At 60.3% G+C, this 15266-nt stretch carries 12 protein-coding genes and 1 tRNA gene; 11 read left to right on the forward strand and 2 right to left on the reverse strand.

All coding sequences use genetic code 11. The annotated features are described in order from the left end of the window. The first annotated feature begins 13 nt into the window (after positions 1 to 13). Entirely contained in the window at positions 14 to 2374 is a 2361-nt protein-coding gene (locus VF629_RS04255; RefSeq protein ID WP_331057212.1) for a GAF domain-containing protein, read from the forward strand. A gap of 31 nt (positions 2375 to 2405) precedes the next feature. On the opposite strand, the gene VF629_RS04260 is transcribed toward VF629_RS04255, so the two are convergent. Continuing rightward, positions 2406 to 3098 (reverse strand): phosphatase PAP2 family protein, encoded by a 693-nt coding sequence (locus VF629_RS04260; RefSeq protein WP_331057213.1) that lies wholly within the window; start codon positions 3096 to 3098, stop codon positions 2406 to 2408. A gap of 103 nt (positions 3099 to 3201) precedes the next feature. After that, a tRNA-Leu gene (locus VF629_RS04265) sits at positions 3202 to 3283 on the reverse strand. 189 nt (positions 3284 to 3472) lie between these two features. On the opposite strand from VF629_RS04265, the gene VF629_RS04270 reads away from it, so the two are divergent. From VF629_RS04270 to VF629_RS04315, 10 genes are all read left to right on the forward strand, one after another. Continuing rightward, a complete protein-coding gene (locus VF629_RS04270; protein WP_331057214.1) occupies positions 3473 to 4162 on the forward strand; it encodes a class I SAM-dependent methyltransferase in 690 nt (229 codons plus the stop codon). A gap of 173 nt (positions 4163 to 4335) precedes the next feature. Further along, positions 4336 to 6462, forward strand: a complete 2127-nt coding sequence (locus tag VF629_RS04275; protein ID WP_331057215.1) for a M61 family peptidase — start codon at positions 4336 to 4338, stop codon at positions 6460 to 6462. Positions 6463 to 6681: 219 nt separating this feature from the next. Beyond that, positions 6682 to 7380, forward strand: a complete 699-nt coding sequence (locus VF629_RS04280) for a hypothetical protein (RefSeq protein ID WP_331057216.1) — start codon at positions 6682 to 6684, stop codon at positions 7378 to 7380. Positions 7381 to 7402: 22 nt separating this feature from the next. Continuing rightward, positions 7403 to 8398, forward strand: coding sequence for a hypothetical protein (locus tag VF629_RS04285; protein WP_331057217.1), 996 nt, complete (start codon positions 7403 to 7405; stop codon positions 8396 to 8398). Positions 8399 to 8490: 92 nt separating this feature from the next. Then, positions 8491 to 10269 (forward strand): OmpA family protein, encoded by a 1779-nt coding sequence (locus VF629_RS04290; protein WP_331057218.1) that lies wholly within the window; start codon positions 8491 to 8493, stop codon positions 10267 to 10269. Between the two features lie 140 nt (positions 10270 to 10409). Beyond that, positions 10410 to 11189 (forward strand): hypothetical protein, encoded by a 780-nt coding sequence (locus VF629_RS04295; protein WP_331057219.1) that lies wholly within the window; start codon positions 10410 to 10412, stop codon positions 11187 to 11189. Continuing rightward, a complete protein-coding gene (locus VF629_RS04300) occupies positions 11189 to 12013 on the forward strand; it encodes an ATP-binding cassette domain-containing protein (protein ID WP_331057220.1) in 825 nt (274 codons plus the stop codon). Before VF629_RS04295 ends, VF629_RS04300 begins: the two co-directional genes overlap by 1 nt. A 48-nt stretch (positions 12014 to 12061) precedes the next feature. Continuing rightward, positions 12062 to 13075, forward strand: a complete 1014-nt coding sequence (locus tag VF629_RS04305; RefSeq protein ID WP_331057221.1) for an MBL fold metallo-hydrolase — start codon at positions 12062 to 12064, stop codon at positions 13073 to 13075. Positions 13076 to 13199: 124 nt separating this feature from the next. After that, positions 13200 to 14705 (forward strand): sodium:solute symporter, encoded by a 1506-nt coding sequence (locus VF629_RS04310; RefSeq protein WP_331057222.1) that lies wholly within the window; start codon positions 13200 to 13202, stop codon positions 14703 to 14705. An 18-nt stretch (positions 14706 to 14723) separates the two neighbouring features. Continuing rightward, positions 14724 to 15206, forward strand: a complete 483-nt coding sequence (locus tag VF629_RS04315) for an energy transducer TonB (RefSeq protein ID WP_331057223.1) — start codon at positions 14724 to 14726, stop codon at positions 15204 to 15206. The last annotated feature ends 60 nt before the right edge of the window (positions 15207 to 15266 follow it).

A 15266-nucleotide genomic window follows, 5' to 3' on the forward strand; every position in this document is an offset into this window, starting at 1 on the left:
GTTTCTCGTCCCTATGCCTGCTGAACCTCTCTCGCCGGTAGCGCCGGTGGCTCCCGCCACACCGCGCCCTGCCGCGCCCTCTGCTTTTCCTTTTCGCTCCACGCTCAGCTTGGAGCCGCTCATTGCCTATTGGAAGGAGCGCGAAAATGCTAAAAATGCTGGCGTGGCCCTTCTGGCGCGCGCCATTGGCGAGCAAGTGGCCGAGGCCACCTGGTGCCGCGGGCCGCTCACCGACTTGTCGGTGCTGGAGTGCAACTGCGACTTGGTCGAAACCCTGATGCTGGCCGTGTTTCCGCCCGCTTCGTTTGCCACCGACATCAGCGGCGTGGTGGGGCCGTTTCAGCGGCGGAGCTTCTACTGGACGCGCCACTTTGAGGAGGTGATGCTCAACAAGGACCGCACCATCAAGCAGCCGCTGAACATCGACATGCAGGCCATGGAGCGGCAGTTGGGGCTCATGGCGTACCACCTCATCCTGAACAGGGTGTACGGGGCGGAGCTGCCGCCGCTGGGCACCATCGTGTTCACCGTACCCGACTATCAGATAGGGCTCTACCGCCACTACGGAGTAGATTTCAACTCCGATTTTGTGACGGTGAAAGTGGTGGGCACCGCGCCCGAGCTGAGCCCGGAGCAGATGGACACGCTGGTGCACAACCGCCACCGCCCGGAATTGTGGCGCTCGCTGTTGCCGCCCGAGTACTTCGAGTTGGAAGGCTTTAACCTGATTCAGTTGGTCGACATCACCGACCAGGAGATTTTATCGGAGCTGAAGTACGACCTGCTGGAGCGGGATGTGCTGCAAACCCCCGCGCGCTTTGAGCAGATTCAAGAGAAGCTGCGGGTGCTGTTTGCCCAGCCCGCCCTGCAGCTGGGCATAGCGGCCTACGACGAGAAGAAGCGCGCTTTCGTGGACTTTGGCCGCGAAATCAACCACAGCTTTCTTACCAAACAGGTACAGCATCAGTTGGCCAACAGCAGCTTCCGCCAGATTTACGAACGGCTGTTGCGCGAGCGGGAACCGCTGGTGCTGAAAGACGTGGCCACGGCCGACATCCCGGAGGACCTGCGCGAGCAAATCCTTAGCTTGGGCATTCATTCGGCCATTTTGGCGCTGCTGCCGTACGGCAACGACACGGTGGGACTGCTCGAATTGGGCACGCCCACGGTGGGGGCGCTCGACGAGTTCGACATGGACAAGGTGGCGCAGTTTGTGCCGCTGTTTGCCGTGGCCGTAAAGCGTAACGCCGAAGACCTGCAAAACCGGGTGCAAGCCATTATCCGGGAGAAATTTACGGCCATTCACCCCACCATGGAGTGGCGGTTTATGGACGCGGCCCGCAACCTGCTGACCCGGCTGGACGCCGGCAACCGCACGGCCGAGATGGAGCCCATTGTTTTCGAAGACGTGTACCCGCTGCACGGTTCCTGCGACATTCGGGGCAGCAGCACGGCACGCAACGAAGCCATCCAGGGCGACCTCATCGAACACCTCACCCTGGCCAACAAGGTGCTGAAAAAAGCGTCGGAATGCCAGCAGCTGCCCATTCTGGACGAGCTGAAATTCTATGTCTCCAAAAACCTGAAGCGCCTGCACGAGGGCATGCTCTCGGGCGACGAGGCCAACATTTACGATTCGCTGAAGCGCGAGGTGGAGCCCTTGTTTGAATACCTGGCCACCCACACGCCCGAGCTGCGCCCCATCATCACCAAGTACTGGAGCAACATCGACCCCAAGCTGGGCATCCTCTACAAGCGGCGCCAGGACTTCGAAGTGAGCGTGACGACGCTGAACGACGCCGTGAGCGACTACCTGGACGAGGAGGAAGAGAAGGCCCAGATGATGTTTCCACACTACTTTCAGCGCTACAAAACCGACGGCGTGGAATACAACATCTACGTGGGCGGCTCGCTGGTCGAGAACAAGCCGTTTGACTTGGTCTTCCTTAAGAACCTGCGCTTGTGGCAGTTGCTGACCATGGTGGAGGTGACGCGCCGCACGGCCGCCCTCAAGGAAACGCTGCCGGTGCCACTCGACACCACCCAGCTCATCCTCATTCACGGGCAGTCGCTCAGCATCCGGTTCCGGCAGGACGAGCGGCAATTTGACGTGGACGGCGCCTACAACATCCGCTACGAAATCATCAAGAAGCGGATTGACAAGGCCACGGTGGTGGGCACCGGCGAGCGCCTGACCCAACCCGGCACCATTGCGCTGGTGTACGCCCAAACCCGCGAGTCGGTAGAGTACCTCGAGTACATCGACTACCTGCAGGACCGCGGCCTGCTCGAACCGGGCGTGGAAGAGCTGGAGTTGGAAGAGCTGCAAGGCGTGAAAGGCTTGCTGGCTTTACGGGTGCGCGTGCGGTTGTAATTCCTCGACACGGCAGTCGGAAGCGTTATTTTCATGTGGGCCCGCCCCCCTCTTCTTCCATTTCTTGCTCTTCTTTGAGAAAGATTTTGAGGCCGGCCCGCAACAGCAGCAACCACCCCACGCCGCCGGCAAAGCCAGCCAGCACGTCGGTGAAGTAATGCACGTGCAGGTACACGCGCGTAAGCCCGATGAGCAGCGCCCACAGCATGAGCACGGCGCTCCAGCCCCAGCGGCCGTACTCCCGGCCCACAAGCCACGCCAAGCAGCCGTAGAAGGCAATGCTCATCATGGCGTGGCCACTGGGGAAGCTCAGGCCCATTTGAAACAGCAGCGCCGAAGTGGGCCGGGGCCGGTGAAACCACGCTTTGAGCAGCTCGTTGAGGGCCCAGCCGCCTCCCATGGCGATGAGGAGCGTCAGCGCCTGCCGGCCGTACCCATACCGGCGCATCCACCAAGGCGCGATGAGGCTGGCGGGAAAGAAAAATTTGATGGACCCAAAAAACGTAATGGCCTGCACAATGCCCGTGAGCATGGGAAAAGCCGCGCGCCACCGGTCGGCAACCGCAAAGGCTTGCTGGTCGAGCAATACGGTGGGCTGGCCAAACACCTCCCGGGCCAGGTAAAAGAAGGCTGAAAAAGCCATCACAAAAGCCACCACGGCACCTACTACTTCCAAAGTGAGCAAGCCGGCCAGGGCGGCAAAACGAGAGGGCGGTTTGGTCATTGGCAAGCACTCGGCCGGGGTGGGTGCGCCAGCACTGCGCACGAGCCGTTGTTGCGCTAAACGAAAAAAGGCCAACCCGGGATGGGTTGGCCTTCTAGAAACGTGCGCTCGGGGAGACTCGAACTCCCACACCTTGCGGAACTGCCGCCTGAAGACAGCGCGTCTACCAATTTCGCCACAAGCGCAGCAGTGGCCAAAAAGCCGCTCAACCCGTTAGGGAGTGCGGCCCGTTGATGGTGCAAAGATACAGCCCCAACTTGCAGCGGCGCAACATTTGAGGCAACATTTTCGCTCTTTCCTTGCTGGAAACGATACCGGCACTTGTTTCTCAGCCAGTTGTCCGGGCATTTTTTCCACCAGTCACTCGTTTTTTGATGACTCAATCTTCAGGCGGTCTTTCTAAGTTGCCGCCCGGCGCTGCTTCACTGACGGGCTTCGACCGCGTGGCCTGGTGTTATGACGCCCTGACCCGCTTGGTTTTCGGCAAAGCGCTGCAAAAGGCCCAACGGGCGGCGCTGGCAGGGCTGCCGCCTGGGGCGCCCCACGTCCTCATCCTGGGCGGAGGCACGGGCTGGGTGCTCACCGAAGTGCTGAGGCGAAGGCCCAACGCCACCGTGCTGTACCTCGAAGCCTCGCCCAAAATGTTGGGCCGGGCGCAAACCCGGCTTGCTCGGCAATTGCCCCAAGCAGCTTCCCAAGTGGAGTTCCGGCACGGCACGCAGGCGGCCCTTGGCCCGGCTGAGCGGTTCGATGTGTTGGTGACTTTTTTCGTGCTCGACTGCATTGCCACCACCGAAATGGATACGGCGTTGGCGCAGCTGCGGGCCGCTCAACGGCCGGAAGCGCCGTGGTTGCTGGCCGATTTCCGGCCGGCGAGCCGTGGCTGGCGCCGGCTCTTGCTTCGGGCCATGTATCGATTTTTTCGGCTCACGACGGGGCTACGGGCGGACGCACTTGTCGATTTTCGCAGGGCTTTGGGAGGCTTGGGACTCAGGCCGGTCAGCAGTTCAACTTTTTTTGCAGGGGCAGTGGAGGCGGTAATTTTTAACGAGAAGAGAATTTAGCCACCATGGATATTTAATAACAGATTCTCACTTCGTTAAAACATAATTTTACCCCTATTAACGTAGATTTATTGTGCGCAGGCACTCATTTTATTGTAAATTTTCCGCAACTTTACGTGGTCGCGTCGTTAGGTTACGCTTCAGCATTACTTGTTTTCCTATTATTTCTATCGATGAAGCACATTGCTACCTCTACTATCGTATTGGCACTGACGCTTGGAGGATTTGAGGCCGTAGCGCAGCAGAAACCCGTGGTCCAGCCGAAAGCTGTAGCGCAACCCAACAAGCCCGTAGTGCCCGCTAAGGCCGTGGTACAGCCCAAACCAGTTGCGCCACCCAAACCCGCAGTCCAGCCCAAAGCCGTGGCCCAGCCGAAAGCTGTAGTGCCACCCAAGGCCGTGGTGCCGCCCAAAGCCGTACCCCAGCCTACCACTGCAGTGCAGCCTACGCCCACCGCAACGCCGCCCGCCGCCGTAGTACCACCCAAGGCCGTAGCGCAGGCCACCCCCGACACAGGGCCAGCAGTACGCTACGCGCTGTCTTTTCCCAACGCGGTGCACCACGAGGCCCGCGTGACGGCCACCTTTTCGGGCTTGCCGAGCGGGCCGCTGCACGTGCGCATGGCCCGTAGCTCGCCGGGGCGCTACTCCCTGCACGATTTTTCGAAAAACGTGTACTACGTGGTGGCCACCGACGGCGGCAACCACCCGTTGGCCCTTAACCGGCCCGACCCCTATGGCTGGGATGTGACGCCGGGCACCGACGGCACGGTCATTTTCAGCTACACCCTCTACGGCGACCGCACCGACGGCACCTACGTGGGCATCGACCAGCAGCACGCCCACCTCAACCTGCCCGCTGCGCTGTGCTACGCCACCGGGCTGGAAGGCCGCGCCGCCGAGGTAAAGTTTGACCTGCCCGCCACCTGGAAAGTGGCCACGCAGCTGCGCCCGGGCGCCGACAAAAGCACCTTCACGGCGCCAAACATGCAGTATTTGATGGACAGCCCGGTGTCGCTGGGTGCCCAGCAAGTGCGCACCTGGCCCGAAGGCGACCAGACCATTGAGTTGGCCATGCTCTACCAAGGCACCACGGCGGAAATTGACGCCTTCGCCAAGAAAGTACAGCGGGTGATAAAAGAACAAAAGGCCGTATTCGGCGAGTTGCCCGTTTTTGACTTTGCGCGCTACACCTTCATTGCCGACTACTTATCGCAGGCCACCAAAGACGGCATGGAGCACCGCAACTCGACGTCGCTGACCAGCCCGTTTGCGTTGCGCGACGAGGATGGCACCAAAAACCTGGGCACGGTGTCGCACGAGTTTTTCCACGCGTGGAACGTGGAACGCATGCGCCCCCGCGATTTGGAGCCGTTCGATTTTCAGCGCGTGAACATGAGCGACGCGCTGTGGTTCGCCGAGGGCTTTACGCAGTACTACGGGCGGCTGGCGCTGCGCCGGGCCAAGCTGATTGAGGACGAGGAGTTTTTTGAAGACATCAGCAAGTGGGTGAACCTGCGGCAAAACAGCCCCGGCGCCCGCTACGCCTCAGCCATTGACATGAGCCGCCAGGCCGCTTTCATTGACGGAGCCGCCAGCAGCGCGCCCATGAATACGGTGAATACCAGCTTGTCGTACTACGACCAGGGCGCGGGCATTGCGCTGGTGCTCGACCTGCAGCTGCGCCAGCACCACCGCACCACCCTCGACAAATACATGCAAGCCGTGTGGCAGCAATACGGCAAAAAGCAGGAAGGCTACGCGCCCGCCAACCCCTACACCGTGCGCGACCTGCAGCGCGTGCTGGGCGAAGTGAGCAAGGACACGGTGTTTGCCAACCGATTTTTCCGGCAGTACGTGTACGGCCGCGAGCAGCCGCGTTTCAACGAGTCGCTGCTGCTGGCGGGGCTGGCCGTGGTGCCCACCCGCGCGCTGGGCGCGGCCCTGCCCCGCCAGGTGGAGTTCGACGAGGAAGGCCGGTGCATTGTGGCCTACAACACGCAGATTGGCTCGGGCCTGTACAAGGCCGGCATCGACCGGGGCGACCAGCTCATGGTGCTCGACGGCAAGGAACTGAAAAGCGCGGCCGACCTTGACGGCGTGATGCACAAGCACTCGCCCAGCGACGTGGTGTTTGTGAAGGTAAAAACCCGGGGCGGCGTGGAGCGCACCACGCAGCTCATCCTGGCCGAAGACCCCAACGTGCAGGTGAAGCCCGTGGAATCGGTGGAGAAAATGGTGTACTCCAACAACCAGAAAACGGTGCGCGAGGCGTGGCTGGCCAGTCAGGCCTCGAATTAATAGTCATTTAACCACAGGAGCCCCGGAGACTGGCGCCGCACTCTGCGCGCTGGTTGGCCGGGGCTTTTTTGTCGGGCTTAAAGCTAAGCAGCCCAATTGCCATATATCTTTACCTTTGGACCAATGAAGGTGCTTTTTATCCAAGCATTTATGGACTGTATACTGGCTGTGATTCTGACATTTTCTAAATAGTTTCTTATTTCCCACTCCTACCTTTCCATGGAAATTTTCGATAAGCTCACTAACGCGGCGAAAGACTTTTTCATTGAGCCCGAAGACGGCGCAGCCGCGCAAAGCGCCCCAGCAACCGCCCCGTTCGGTGCGCCTGCTCAAGCTGCGCACGCGGTTTCGGCTGCTCCTTTTGCGGCACCCACCGTGACCCAAGCCGAGCAGCGTCACCTGGACCACATTGCGGGCTTGCTGGCCGGCGACGGCAAGGACTTCGGGGCGTACATGAAAATGGTGAAGAGCATGGCCGCCGCCGGCATGTCGGGCCCATTGCTTTACCAAACGGCTTTCAACGCCTTTTCGGCCGTGAATGGCGGCACCGTGCCGGGCCTGTTGGCATCGGCGGCGCAGTTTGAGCAAGCCTTGGCCACCGACCGCGACAAAGTGCTGGCCCGCCACCGCGAAAAAATGGGCGAAGCCACCGTGCCCGGCGCGGCGGCCAGCACCGTGGTGCAACTCACGGCCCAGGAAAAGAAACTGGCCGCCGACTTGGCCGACCTCACCCGCCAGCTCCAAGCCAAGCAGCAGCAGTTGCTGCAAACCCAGCAACAATTGGCCGACGAGCGCCAGAAAACGCAGGCCGCCCTCGCATCCTACGAGCTGGCCAATTCGGCGGCTCTATCTGAACTCCAGGCGCACCACAAAGCGGCAGCGGCTTTTTTAAACGTTGGCGGCACCGCCTCCAAGTAAATTTTCTTTCCTGCATTCTGCAATGAATACACCTTTATTGGGTCCGCCCTCGCCGGCCGATGGCCTGCCATCCTGGCAAAAACCGGAGAAAGTAGCCGCCTGGCTTTTTGTGGCCTTGCTGGCGGGCATGGGCGTGTACTACTGGGGCCAGATTCTGCCGTACCTCATCGACATTGTCTTTGACACCGTGAAGCTGGGCATTGGGCTGGGCGTGCTGTTTGTGCTGTTTTTACTGGCCACCAACAAGCGCATACAGGCGGGGTTGTGGTACCTGGGGCAGCGCATTTTCCGCACGGCCGCCAGCTTATTTGTAAATACGGACCCTATCGGCATCATGGAGGCGTACATCTCGAACACCGAGAAAGAAGCCCGCAACATGGAGGAAGAAGTGGGCCACATCGAGGGCGCCAACCAATTGGTGAAGCGCAAGATGGAGGCCAACCGCACGCAAATGCAGGAATACCTGTCCTTGGCGGACTCGGCGTTGCGTCAGGGCGAGAAGGATAGCGCTGATAGCTATGCCAGCCGGGCCGCGCAGCTGGAGGACTATAACCGCCGGCTCACGCCCATGGCCACAACTACTGCGAACGTGACGTTGGTCATGCGCCAGATTCTGAAAGCCGCTCTGCGCCAGATTGACGGCAGCAAGTTCAAGGTCAACCTCTTGAAGGACGAATACGAGCTGGTGAAGCGCACCAGCTCGGGCATGCGCGCGGCGATGAACATCCTGCGCGGCGACCCCGACAAGAAGTACTTCTTCGACCTGGCCACCGACCGCGTGGCCCAGGACATGGCCCAGCAGCTCGGCCAAATCAAGCAGGCCATGCGCTACTCGCAAGAGTTCGTCAAGGAAATGGACATCCAGAACGGCGTGATGAGCGAGAAGGGCCAACGCCTGCTTGACAAATACCAGAAGGGCGAGTTCAGCGCCATCATGGACAACGAGCCACCGATGCGCATGAACGTGGCCGCGACCACCAAGGCCACGGACGATGCCTACGGCAAACTACTCGACTAAAGCCCCTCAGCCCAACTCATAAATTTTAACACCTTCCGACGTGCCCTTCCTGAAAAGGGAATCGACCAGAACTACAGTTTTCAACCCTTCACATGACCACTCGCGGTAAAGTTCTCATTGCCATCATCATCCTGGTAGGCTTGTATTTTGGCATCAACAAGCTCACTTCTAGCAACCTACTTTTCAAAAAAGCCGCCACCGAATCGGTGTTGCTCAACTCCATTGAGTTGCCGACGGCCACTGGCAGCAACGGCGTAAATACCGCGGTGCCATTGGCGGCTCTTCCTGGTACGGCCCCGGCCGAGAAGGGCACGCCGGTGGTGTGGGAGGTGATGGCCTGGAACAGCCAAATGGCCGGCATGCTGGCCAACGGCGGCCCGCGCAGCACCACCGGCTCGGCCATGGCTGCGAATGGTATTGACCTGCAGATTGTGCGGCAGGACGACGTGGCCAAGATGCAGGCCGACCTGGTGAAAAATGCGGCCGACCTCTCTTCTAATCCTGCCACCCCCGGTCTGATAGTGAGCATCATGGGCGACGGCCTGCCCGGTTTCTCGGCCGTGCAGGAGCAGCTCAAGAAGGCCGGCACGCAGCTGCAAATCATCCCCTATTCGGTGGGCAAATCGTTTGGTGAAGACAAGCTGATGGGCCCCAAAGAATGGCTCGACAACCCGAAAGCCGCCCTGGGCAAAACCATTGCCTGCTACCTGCGCGACGGCGACCAGAACATCGCCCTGAAGTGGTGCGCCGACAACGGCCTGAAAGTGAACCCCGACGAAACCACCTACGACCCCGAAGCCGTGAACTTCATGGCCGCTTCCGACTTCCTGGTCGCCGCCGAGAAATACATTCTCGGCAAGCCCGAGAGCCGCGACAAGATTGTGGACGGCAAGAACACCGGCGTGAAGGTGGACGTGGTAGCCGACGCCGTGGCCACCTGGACGCCCGGCGACGTGAACATCGCCAAGCAAAAAGGTGGCCTGGTCAGCATTGTGTCGACTAAAGAATATTCGAACCAGATGCCCAACATCATGGTGACCACCAAGCGTTGGTACGATGCTCACCAGAAGGAGGTTGAAGGCATCATGTTGGCCCACGCCGTGGCCGGCGACCAAGTAAAATCGCACCCCGAAGCCCTGGCCCGCGCCGCCGACATCTCGGCCGAAGTGTACGGCGACAAGGATAAAAACGGAGCTTACTGGCTGAAATACTACAAGGGCGTGGCCGAAGCCGACCGCAACGGCGACGTGGTGGAGTTGGGCGGCAGCAAGGTGTTTAACTTCAGCGACAACCTGAATCTGTTCGGCCTCAACGAAGGGGGCACCAACATCTACGCGTCGGTTTACAAGGCGTTTGGTGACGTGCAAAGCAAGCTTTACCCGAAGGAACTGCCCAGCTACGTGCCGCTGAACGACATGCTGGACCTGACACTGTTGCGCAACCTGCAGGCCCGCTACAAAGGCAAAACCGTGGCCCCGGCCGAAACCCAAAAATTTGCCGCGGGCGATGAAATCCGTCGCAACGTGAGCAAGCGCGCCTGGAACATTGAATTCAACAGCGGCCAGAGCACCTTTACCCCCGCCGCCGAGCGGGAGTTGAACCAGTTGTTTGACGACCTTGTGGTGGCCGGCAGTTTGAAAGTGGCCGTGCACGGCCACACCGACAATTCGGGCGACCCCGAGAAGAACCAACAGCTTTCGGAAGACCGCGCCATGGCCGTGCGCCAGTGGCTGGAGCGCAAAAGCAGCAGCGCCTTCCCCGATGGGCGCATCCAAGTATATGCCCACGGCGCCACCGAGCCGGTGATAAGCAACAGCACGCCCGCCGGCAAAGCCAAAAACCGCCGCGTCGAAATCGTGCTAGGCAGCTAAGGAAGAGGGCCGATTTTTTAAACCAGTAAGTCGAACGGAGCCGAAGCGTTTCCACCGCACGAGTAATCAGTTACTTATGTGGTAGATACGCTTCGGCTCCGCTCAGCATACGTCCTTGTTATCATTTCTCCTTCTATGCTATGATGAAAGACTTATTCGTGCCCAATGCCCAGCCGCGGCCCCCAGTGTTTTTCACGATGGTAGCGTGTCAGGTGTTGTTGTTGCTGCTGCTGTGGCTGTTTTATCCTTTGCAGCTCTTTCCAACGCTGGGCGAAGTAATCGCCTCTTTTAAAGAATTGGTGACGACGCAGGGCCTCATTCAGGAGTTGTGGGCCAGTCTCACGACGGCCTTGGGCGCTTTGGCTATCGCCACGGTGCTGGCGCTGGGCATCTCCTACCTCACGGCGCTGCCCTTCTTCCGGCCCATTGCCTACGCCGCCTCGAAAATGCGCTACCTCACCCTCACCGGCCTCACCTTTTTCATGGCCCTGTTGCTGAGCTCGGGCCAGCAGGTCAAGCTCGCCGTGCTCGTGTTCGGCGCCACGGTGTACCTGGTCACGGGCATGACGAGCGTGATTCTGACCACCACGCAGGAAGAAATGGACCACGCCCGCACCCTGGGCATGGGCGAGTGGCGCAGCTTTTGGGAAGTGGTGGTGCTGGGCAAGCTGGATGACATGCTCGAAGTCGTGCGCCAGAACTTCGCCATCGTCTGGACCCTGATTACGCTGGTCGAAACCCTCTACCAGTCCGAAGGCGGCATCGGCCTGCTGCTCTACAAGCAAAACAGGTATTTGCACCTGGATGGCGTGCTCGCCATTCAGCTCGTCATCCTCGCCGCCGGGGCCGCCCAGGACTACGTGTTCGGGCTCTTGCGGCGCATCTTCTTTCCTCACTCAGAGCTTAGCACGGCGAAATAATGACGGATTATAGCTACAAAGAACCAATTCTGAGCCTGCGGAACATTTCGATGCAGTTCGGTGGCGAAGTAATTCTGCGTGACATCAGCCTTGACGTGCTCAACGTGGTGCGGCCGGGCCTCAATCAGGGCCAGGTAGTGGGATTTTATGGCCGCTCGGGCATCGGCAAATCGGTGCTCTGCCGCATCATTGCAGGGCTGCTGCCGCCTAGCGCGGGCACCGTGCACGTGGCCACGCCCCAGCGGCCCGTGTGCCCCGGCGACGTCGGCTTCGTGCAGCAGCGCTACCCCCTGTTTAACCACCGCACCTTGCTCGACAACCTGCTGGTGGCCGCTGGCCGCAAACACGCTCCGGCCGAAGCCAAGACCCGGGCCGAGGACCTGCTCGCCCGCTTCGACCTGGCGCAGCACCGGCGGAAGTACCCGGCCCAGCTTTCGGGCGGACAGCGCCAGCGAGCCGCCATTGCGCAGCAGCTGCTCTGTTCCGAGCACCTCATCATTCTGGACGAGCCTTTCTCGGGTCTCGATATTGCGATGATTGACGAAGTAAAGAAGATTATCCACGAGGTGACCTCCCTGGATGAATTGAATACCGTGGTTATCGTATCGCACGACTTGGCCACCACCACGGCGCTTTCAGACACGCTCTGGCTACTGGGGCCGGAGCGCGACGCAGCCGGAGAATGCATTGCCGGGGCCACTATCGGCAAAAAAAACCAGTACAATCTGGCCGAAATGGGGTTGGCCTGGCAGCCTGGCATCCAGGCCAAGCCGGAGTTTGTTCAGCTGATTGAGCATTTGAAGGACGAGATTCGACGCACCTAGCGCAGCGGCCGTACTATCTGGCTACCGATTTTCCATTTCGCCCGTCTCATGGCCAAACGCATTTCTTACCTCCGCAACGAAGCTTTGCCCACGGTACGGCCCGGGTATCCCGGCAACAAGCTGTTCGGCAACGAATTCGCCAACGGCGAGGACTTGTTTGAGCCCAGCTTTGGCACCGTGTTGAAATGGCAGCTGGCCACCAACCCGCAGAAAGAGGAGAAAAAAGCCGACACCTGGGCCCCGACTGTGGTGGACTGCACCGATTTTCTGCGGAGCAAGGAGGACGGGCTGGTGTGGCTGGGGCATGCCTCGTTTGTGCTGCGCATTGCGGGCATCACGCTCCTGTTCGACCCGGTGCTATTTTCTTCCCTGGGGCTGCGGCGGCGCCACGCCCTGCCCTGCCGCCCCGAGGACTTGGTGGGCATTGATTACCTGCTGTTGAGCCACGGCCACCGCGACCATTTGGACGAAAAATCCATTCAGCTGCTGGCCCGTCAAAATCCGCAACTCCGGGTGCTGTCGTCGTTGCGGATGCAGCCGTTGCTGCGCGGCATGGCGCCCGGCTTGGTGGTGCAGGAAGCCGGCTGGTGGCAGCAATACGACCTAGGCCCGCAAGCTCCTCTTGAAATCACCTACCTGCCCGCCGCCCATTGGCACCGCCGCGGCCTGGCCGACATGAACCGGGTGCTCTGGGGCAGCTTCCTGATTCGGGCCCAGGACAAGCTTATCTATTTCGCCGGCGACACAGCCTACGCCGACCATTTCGAAGCCATCGAAGCCCGGTTTGGGCCCGTCGACATCGTGCTGATGCCCATTGGGGCCTATAAACCGGCTTACATGATGAACAAAAGCCACGTCAACCCCCACGAAGCCGCCAAGGCCGCCAACGTGCTGCGGGCCGGCCACGTGGTGCCCATGCACTACGGCACGTTCGATTTGTCGGACGAGCCCGCTTCGGAGCCGCTGCGGCAACTCACCGAAGTGGCGGCCGGCGGCATGCTGCGCGGCGAGCTGCACGCGCCGGCCGTGGGCCAAGTGATGCGCTGGCAGGACTGGGAATAGGTTTTAGGGGGAGAGGGTATGAGGGTGAGGGGGCATGAGTTATTCTAACGACCTTTGTCCCTGCTTCAATTTCCAAACTTCTCCCCTCACGCCCTCTTACCCTCATCCCCTCCCACCCCAATAAATGTCCCCAACGTTAGTTCTCAGCCTGGTAGCGGGCTACTTTGCCGTTCTCATCGTCATTGCCATCCTCACTTCGCGCGGGGCCACGAGTGAGAGCTTCTTCGTTGCCAACCGCAACGCGCCGTGGTACATGGTGGCCTTTGCCATGATTGGCACTTCGCTGTCGGGCGTCACGTTCATTTCGGTGCCGGGCAACGTGTACGGGAAAAGCTGGAGCTATTTGGCGGTGGCCCTGGGGTTTGTGGCTGGTTATGTGGTAATTGGCACGGTGCTCATGCCGCTGTACTACCGGCTGCGGCTGGTGTCCATCTACTCGTATCTGGACCAGCGGTTTGGCTATTGGAGCTACAAGACGGGCGCGCTGTTCTTTCTGATTTCGCGGTCGTTGGGTTCGGCCCTGCGGCTGTATTTGGTGGCGGGCGTGCTGCAACTGGCCGTGTTCGACGCCATGGGCGTGCCGTTTGCGGTGACGGTGGTGGTGAGCATCCTGTTCATTTACCTCTACACCTTCAAAGGCGGCCTCAAAACCATTCTCTGGACCGATACTTTCCAGACGCTGGCCATGCTCAGCTGCGTGGCCCTGAGCATCTACTTCATGGCCGATGCGCTGAACTACTCCTTCAAGCAGCTCATCGACTCGGTGCGCGAAAGCCCCATGTCGCAGGTGTACTTCTCGGACGTGCGCGACGACAAGTTTTTCTGGAAGCAGTTTGCCTCGGGCATGTTCATCACCATCGTGATGACGGGCCTCGACCAGGACCTGATGCAGAAAAACCTGAGCTGCCGCAGCCTCGGCGAGGCCCAGAAGAACCTGTTCTGGTTCACCCCGGTCATCGTCAGCGTCAACATTCTGTTCCTGACGCTGGGCGTGCTGATGTACCAATACGCCGAAGCCCGCGGCCTGCAGCTCACCCAACTGCCACAACTTTTAAACCTCAAAGGCGGCCTCGATACCGATAAAGTGTTTCCGTTTTTGGCCACTACGCAGTTCTCGTTGGCCGCCGGCATCATCTTCATCTTGGGCATCATTGCCGTTACCTACGCCTCGGCCGACTCGGCCCTGACGTCCTTGACCACGTCTTTTTGCGTCGATTTTCTCGACATCCAGAAGTACAGCGAAGCCCGCCAGACCCAACTGCGGCAGCTCACGCACCTGGGCTGGTCGGTGGTGCTCATCGTCATCATCCTCATTTTCCGGGCGCTCAACAAGCAGAGCCTGATTGATGCCGTGTACAAAGCGGCGGGCTACACCTACGGGCCGCTGCTGGGCTTGTTTGCGTTCGGCATCCTTACCAGCCGGCAACTGCGCGACCGGCTGGTGCTGCCCGTGTGCGTGGCGGCGGTGGGTCTCACCTACCTCATCGTGGACAACTCGGTGGAGTGGCTCAACGGCTACAAGTTTGGCTTTGAAATTCTGCTACTAAACGGCGCGTTGGTGTACCTGGGCCTGCTGGCCATCTCACGGCCGGCCAACGCCGTGAACCCTGCCGTTCCCGCTACGGTTTAACCCTAGTATATGACCTCTATGAGCAAAACTATTTTCTCGCTGCTATTCGTGTTGGCCGCCGCTCCGGCGGCGTTGGCGCAGCAACCCGCTCCCGCCCAACAGACCATTGTGCTGAAGCCCGGTCAGATGCAGGTGCAGGCCAACCCGGCCGCCAACCGCCCCGACCGCGCCCCCGTGTACCCCGGCGGGGCACAAGCCCTGGGCCTGTTTTTTCTGGAGCACATAAAATATCCGGAGGCGGCACGCGTCAAGCAACTCAGCGGCACGGTGCTGGTGACGGCCACGGTGAACGCCGACGGCTCGGTGACCAACCCGGTGGTGGCCAAGTCGCTCTCGCCCGAGTGCGACGCCGAAGCCCTGCGCGTGGTGCCCTTGCTCACGGGCTGGCAGCCGGCCATGCGGCGCGGGCGGCCGTTGCCGGTGCTCATTCAGCTGCCGGTGCCGTTTGGCGGGGCTGGCGAAATTAAAATTGAGCAAACCGGACGCAAGCCCGGCGAATAAGTGGTTTTTAGTTGTTGGTTGTCGGTTGCTAGTTGTCAGTATCGAATTGCTGACAACTAG

The organism is Hymenobacter sp., from assembly GCF_036388155.1.
Classification (GTDB): Bacteria; Bacteroidota; Bacteroidia; order Cytophagales; family Hymenobacteraceae; genus Hymenobacter.

Coding starts and splice junctions, on each gene's coding strand:
- VF629_RS04260 (WP_331057213.1), bottom strand. CDS start 3,098: ATGACCAAACCGCCCTCTCGTTTTGCCGCCCTGGCCGGCTTGCTCACT.
- VF629_RS04295 (WP_331057219.1), top strand. CDS start 10,410: ATGATGAAAGACTTATTCGTGCCCAATGCCCAGCCGCGGCCCCCAGTG.
- VF629_RS04255 (WP_331057212.1), top strand. CDS start 14: ATGCCTGCTGAACCTCTCTCGCCGGTAGCGCCGGTGGCTCCCGCCACA.
- VF629_RS04280 (WP_331057216.1), top strand. CDS start 6,682: ATGGAAATTTTCGATAAGCTCACTAACGCGGCGAAAGACTTTTTCATT.
- VF629_RS04300 (WP_331057220.1), top strand. CDS start 11,189: ATGACGGATTATAGCTACAAAGAACCAATTCTGAGCCTGCGGAACATT.
- VF629_RS04275 (WP_331057215.1), top strand. CDS start 4,336: ATGAAGCACATTGCTACCTCTACTATCGTATTGGCACTGACGCTTGGA.
- VF629_RS04290 (WP_331057218.1), top strand. CDS start 8,491: ATGACCACTCGCGGTAAAGTTCTCATTGCCATCATCATCCTGGTAGGC.
- VF629_RS04270 (WP_331057214.1), top strand. CDS start 3,473: ATGACTCAATCTTCAGGCGGTCTTTCTAAGTTGCCGCCCGGCGCTGCT.
- VF629_RS04310 (WP_331057222.1), top strand. CDS start 13,200: ATGTCCCCAACGTTAGTTCTCAGCCTGGTAGCGGGCTACTTTGCCGTT.
- VF629_RS04285 (WP_331057217.1), top strand. CDS start 7,403: ATGAATACACCTTTATTGGGTCCGCCCTCGCCGGCCGATGGCCTGCCA.
- VF629_RS04315 (WP_331057223.1), top strand. CDS start 14,724: ATGAGCAAAACTATTTTCTCGCTGCTATTCGTGTTGGCCGCCGCTCCG.
- VF629_RS04305 (WP_331057221.1), top strand. CDS start 12,062: ATGGCCAAACGCATTTCTTACCTCCGCAACGAAGCTTTGCCCACGGTA.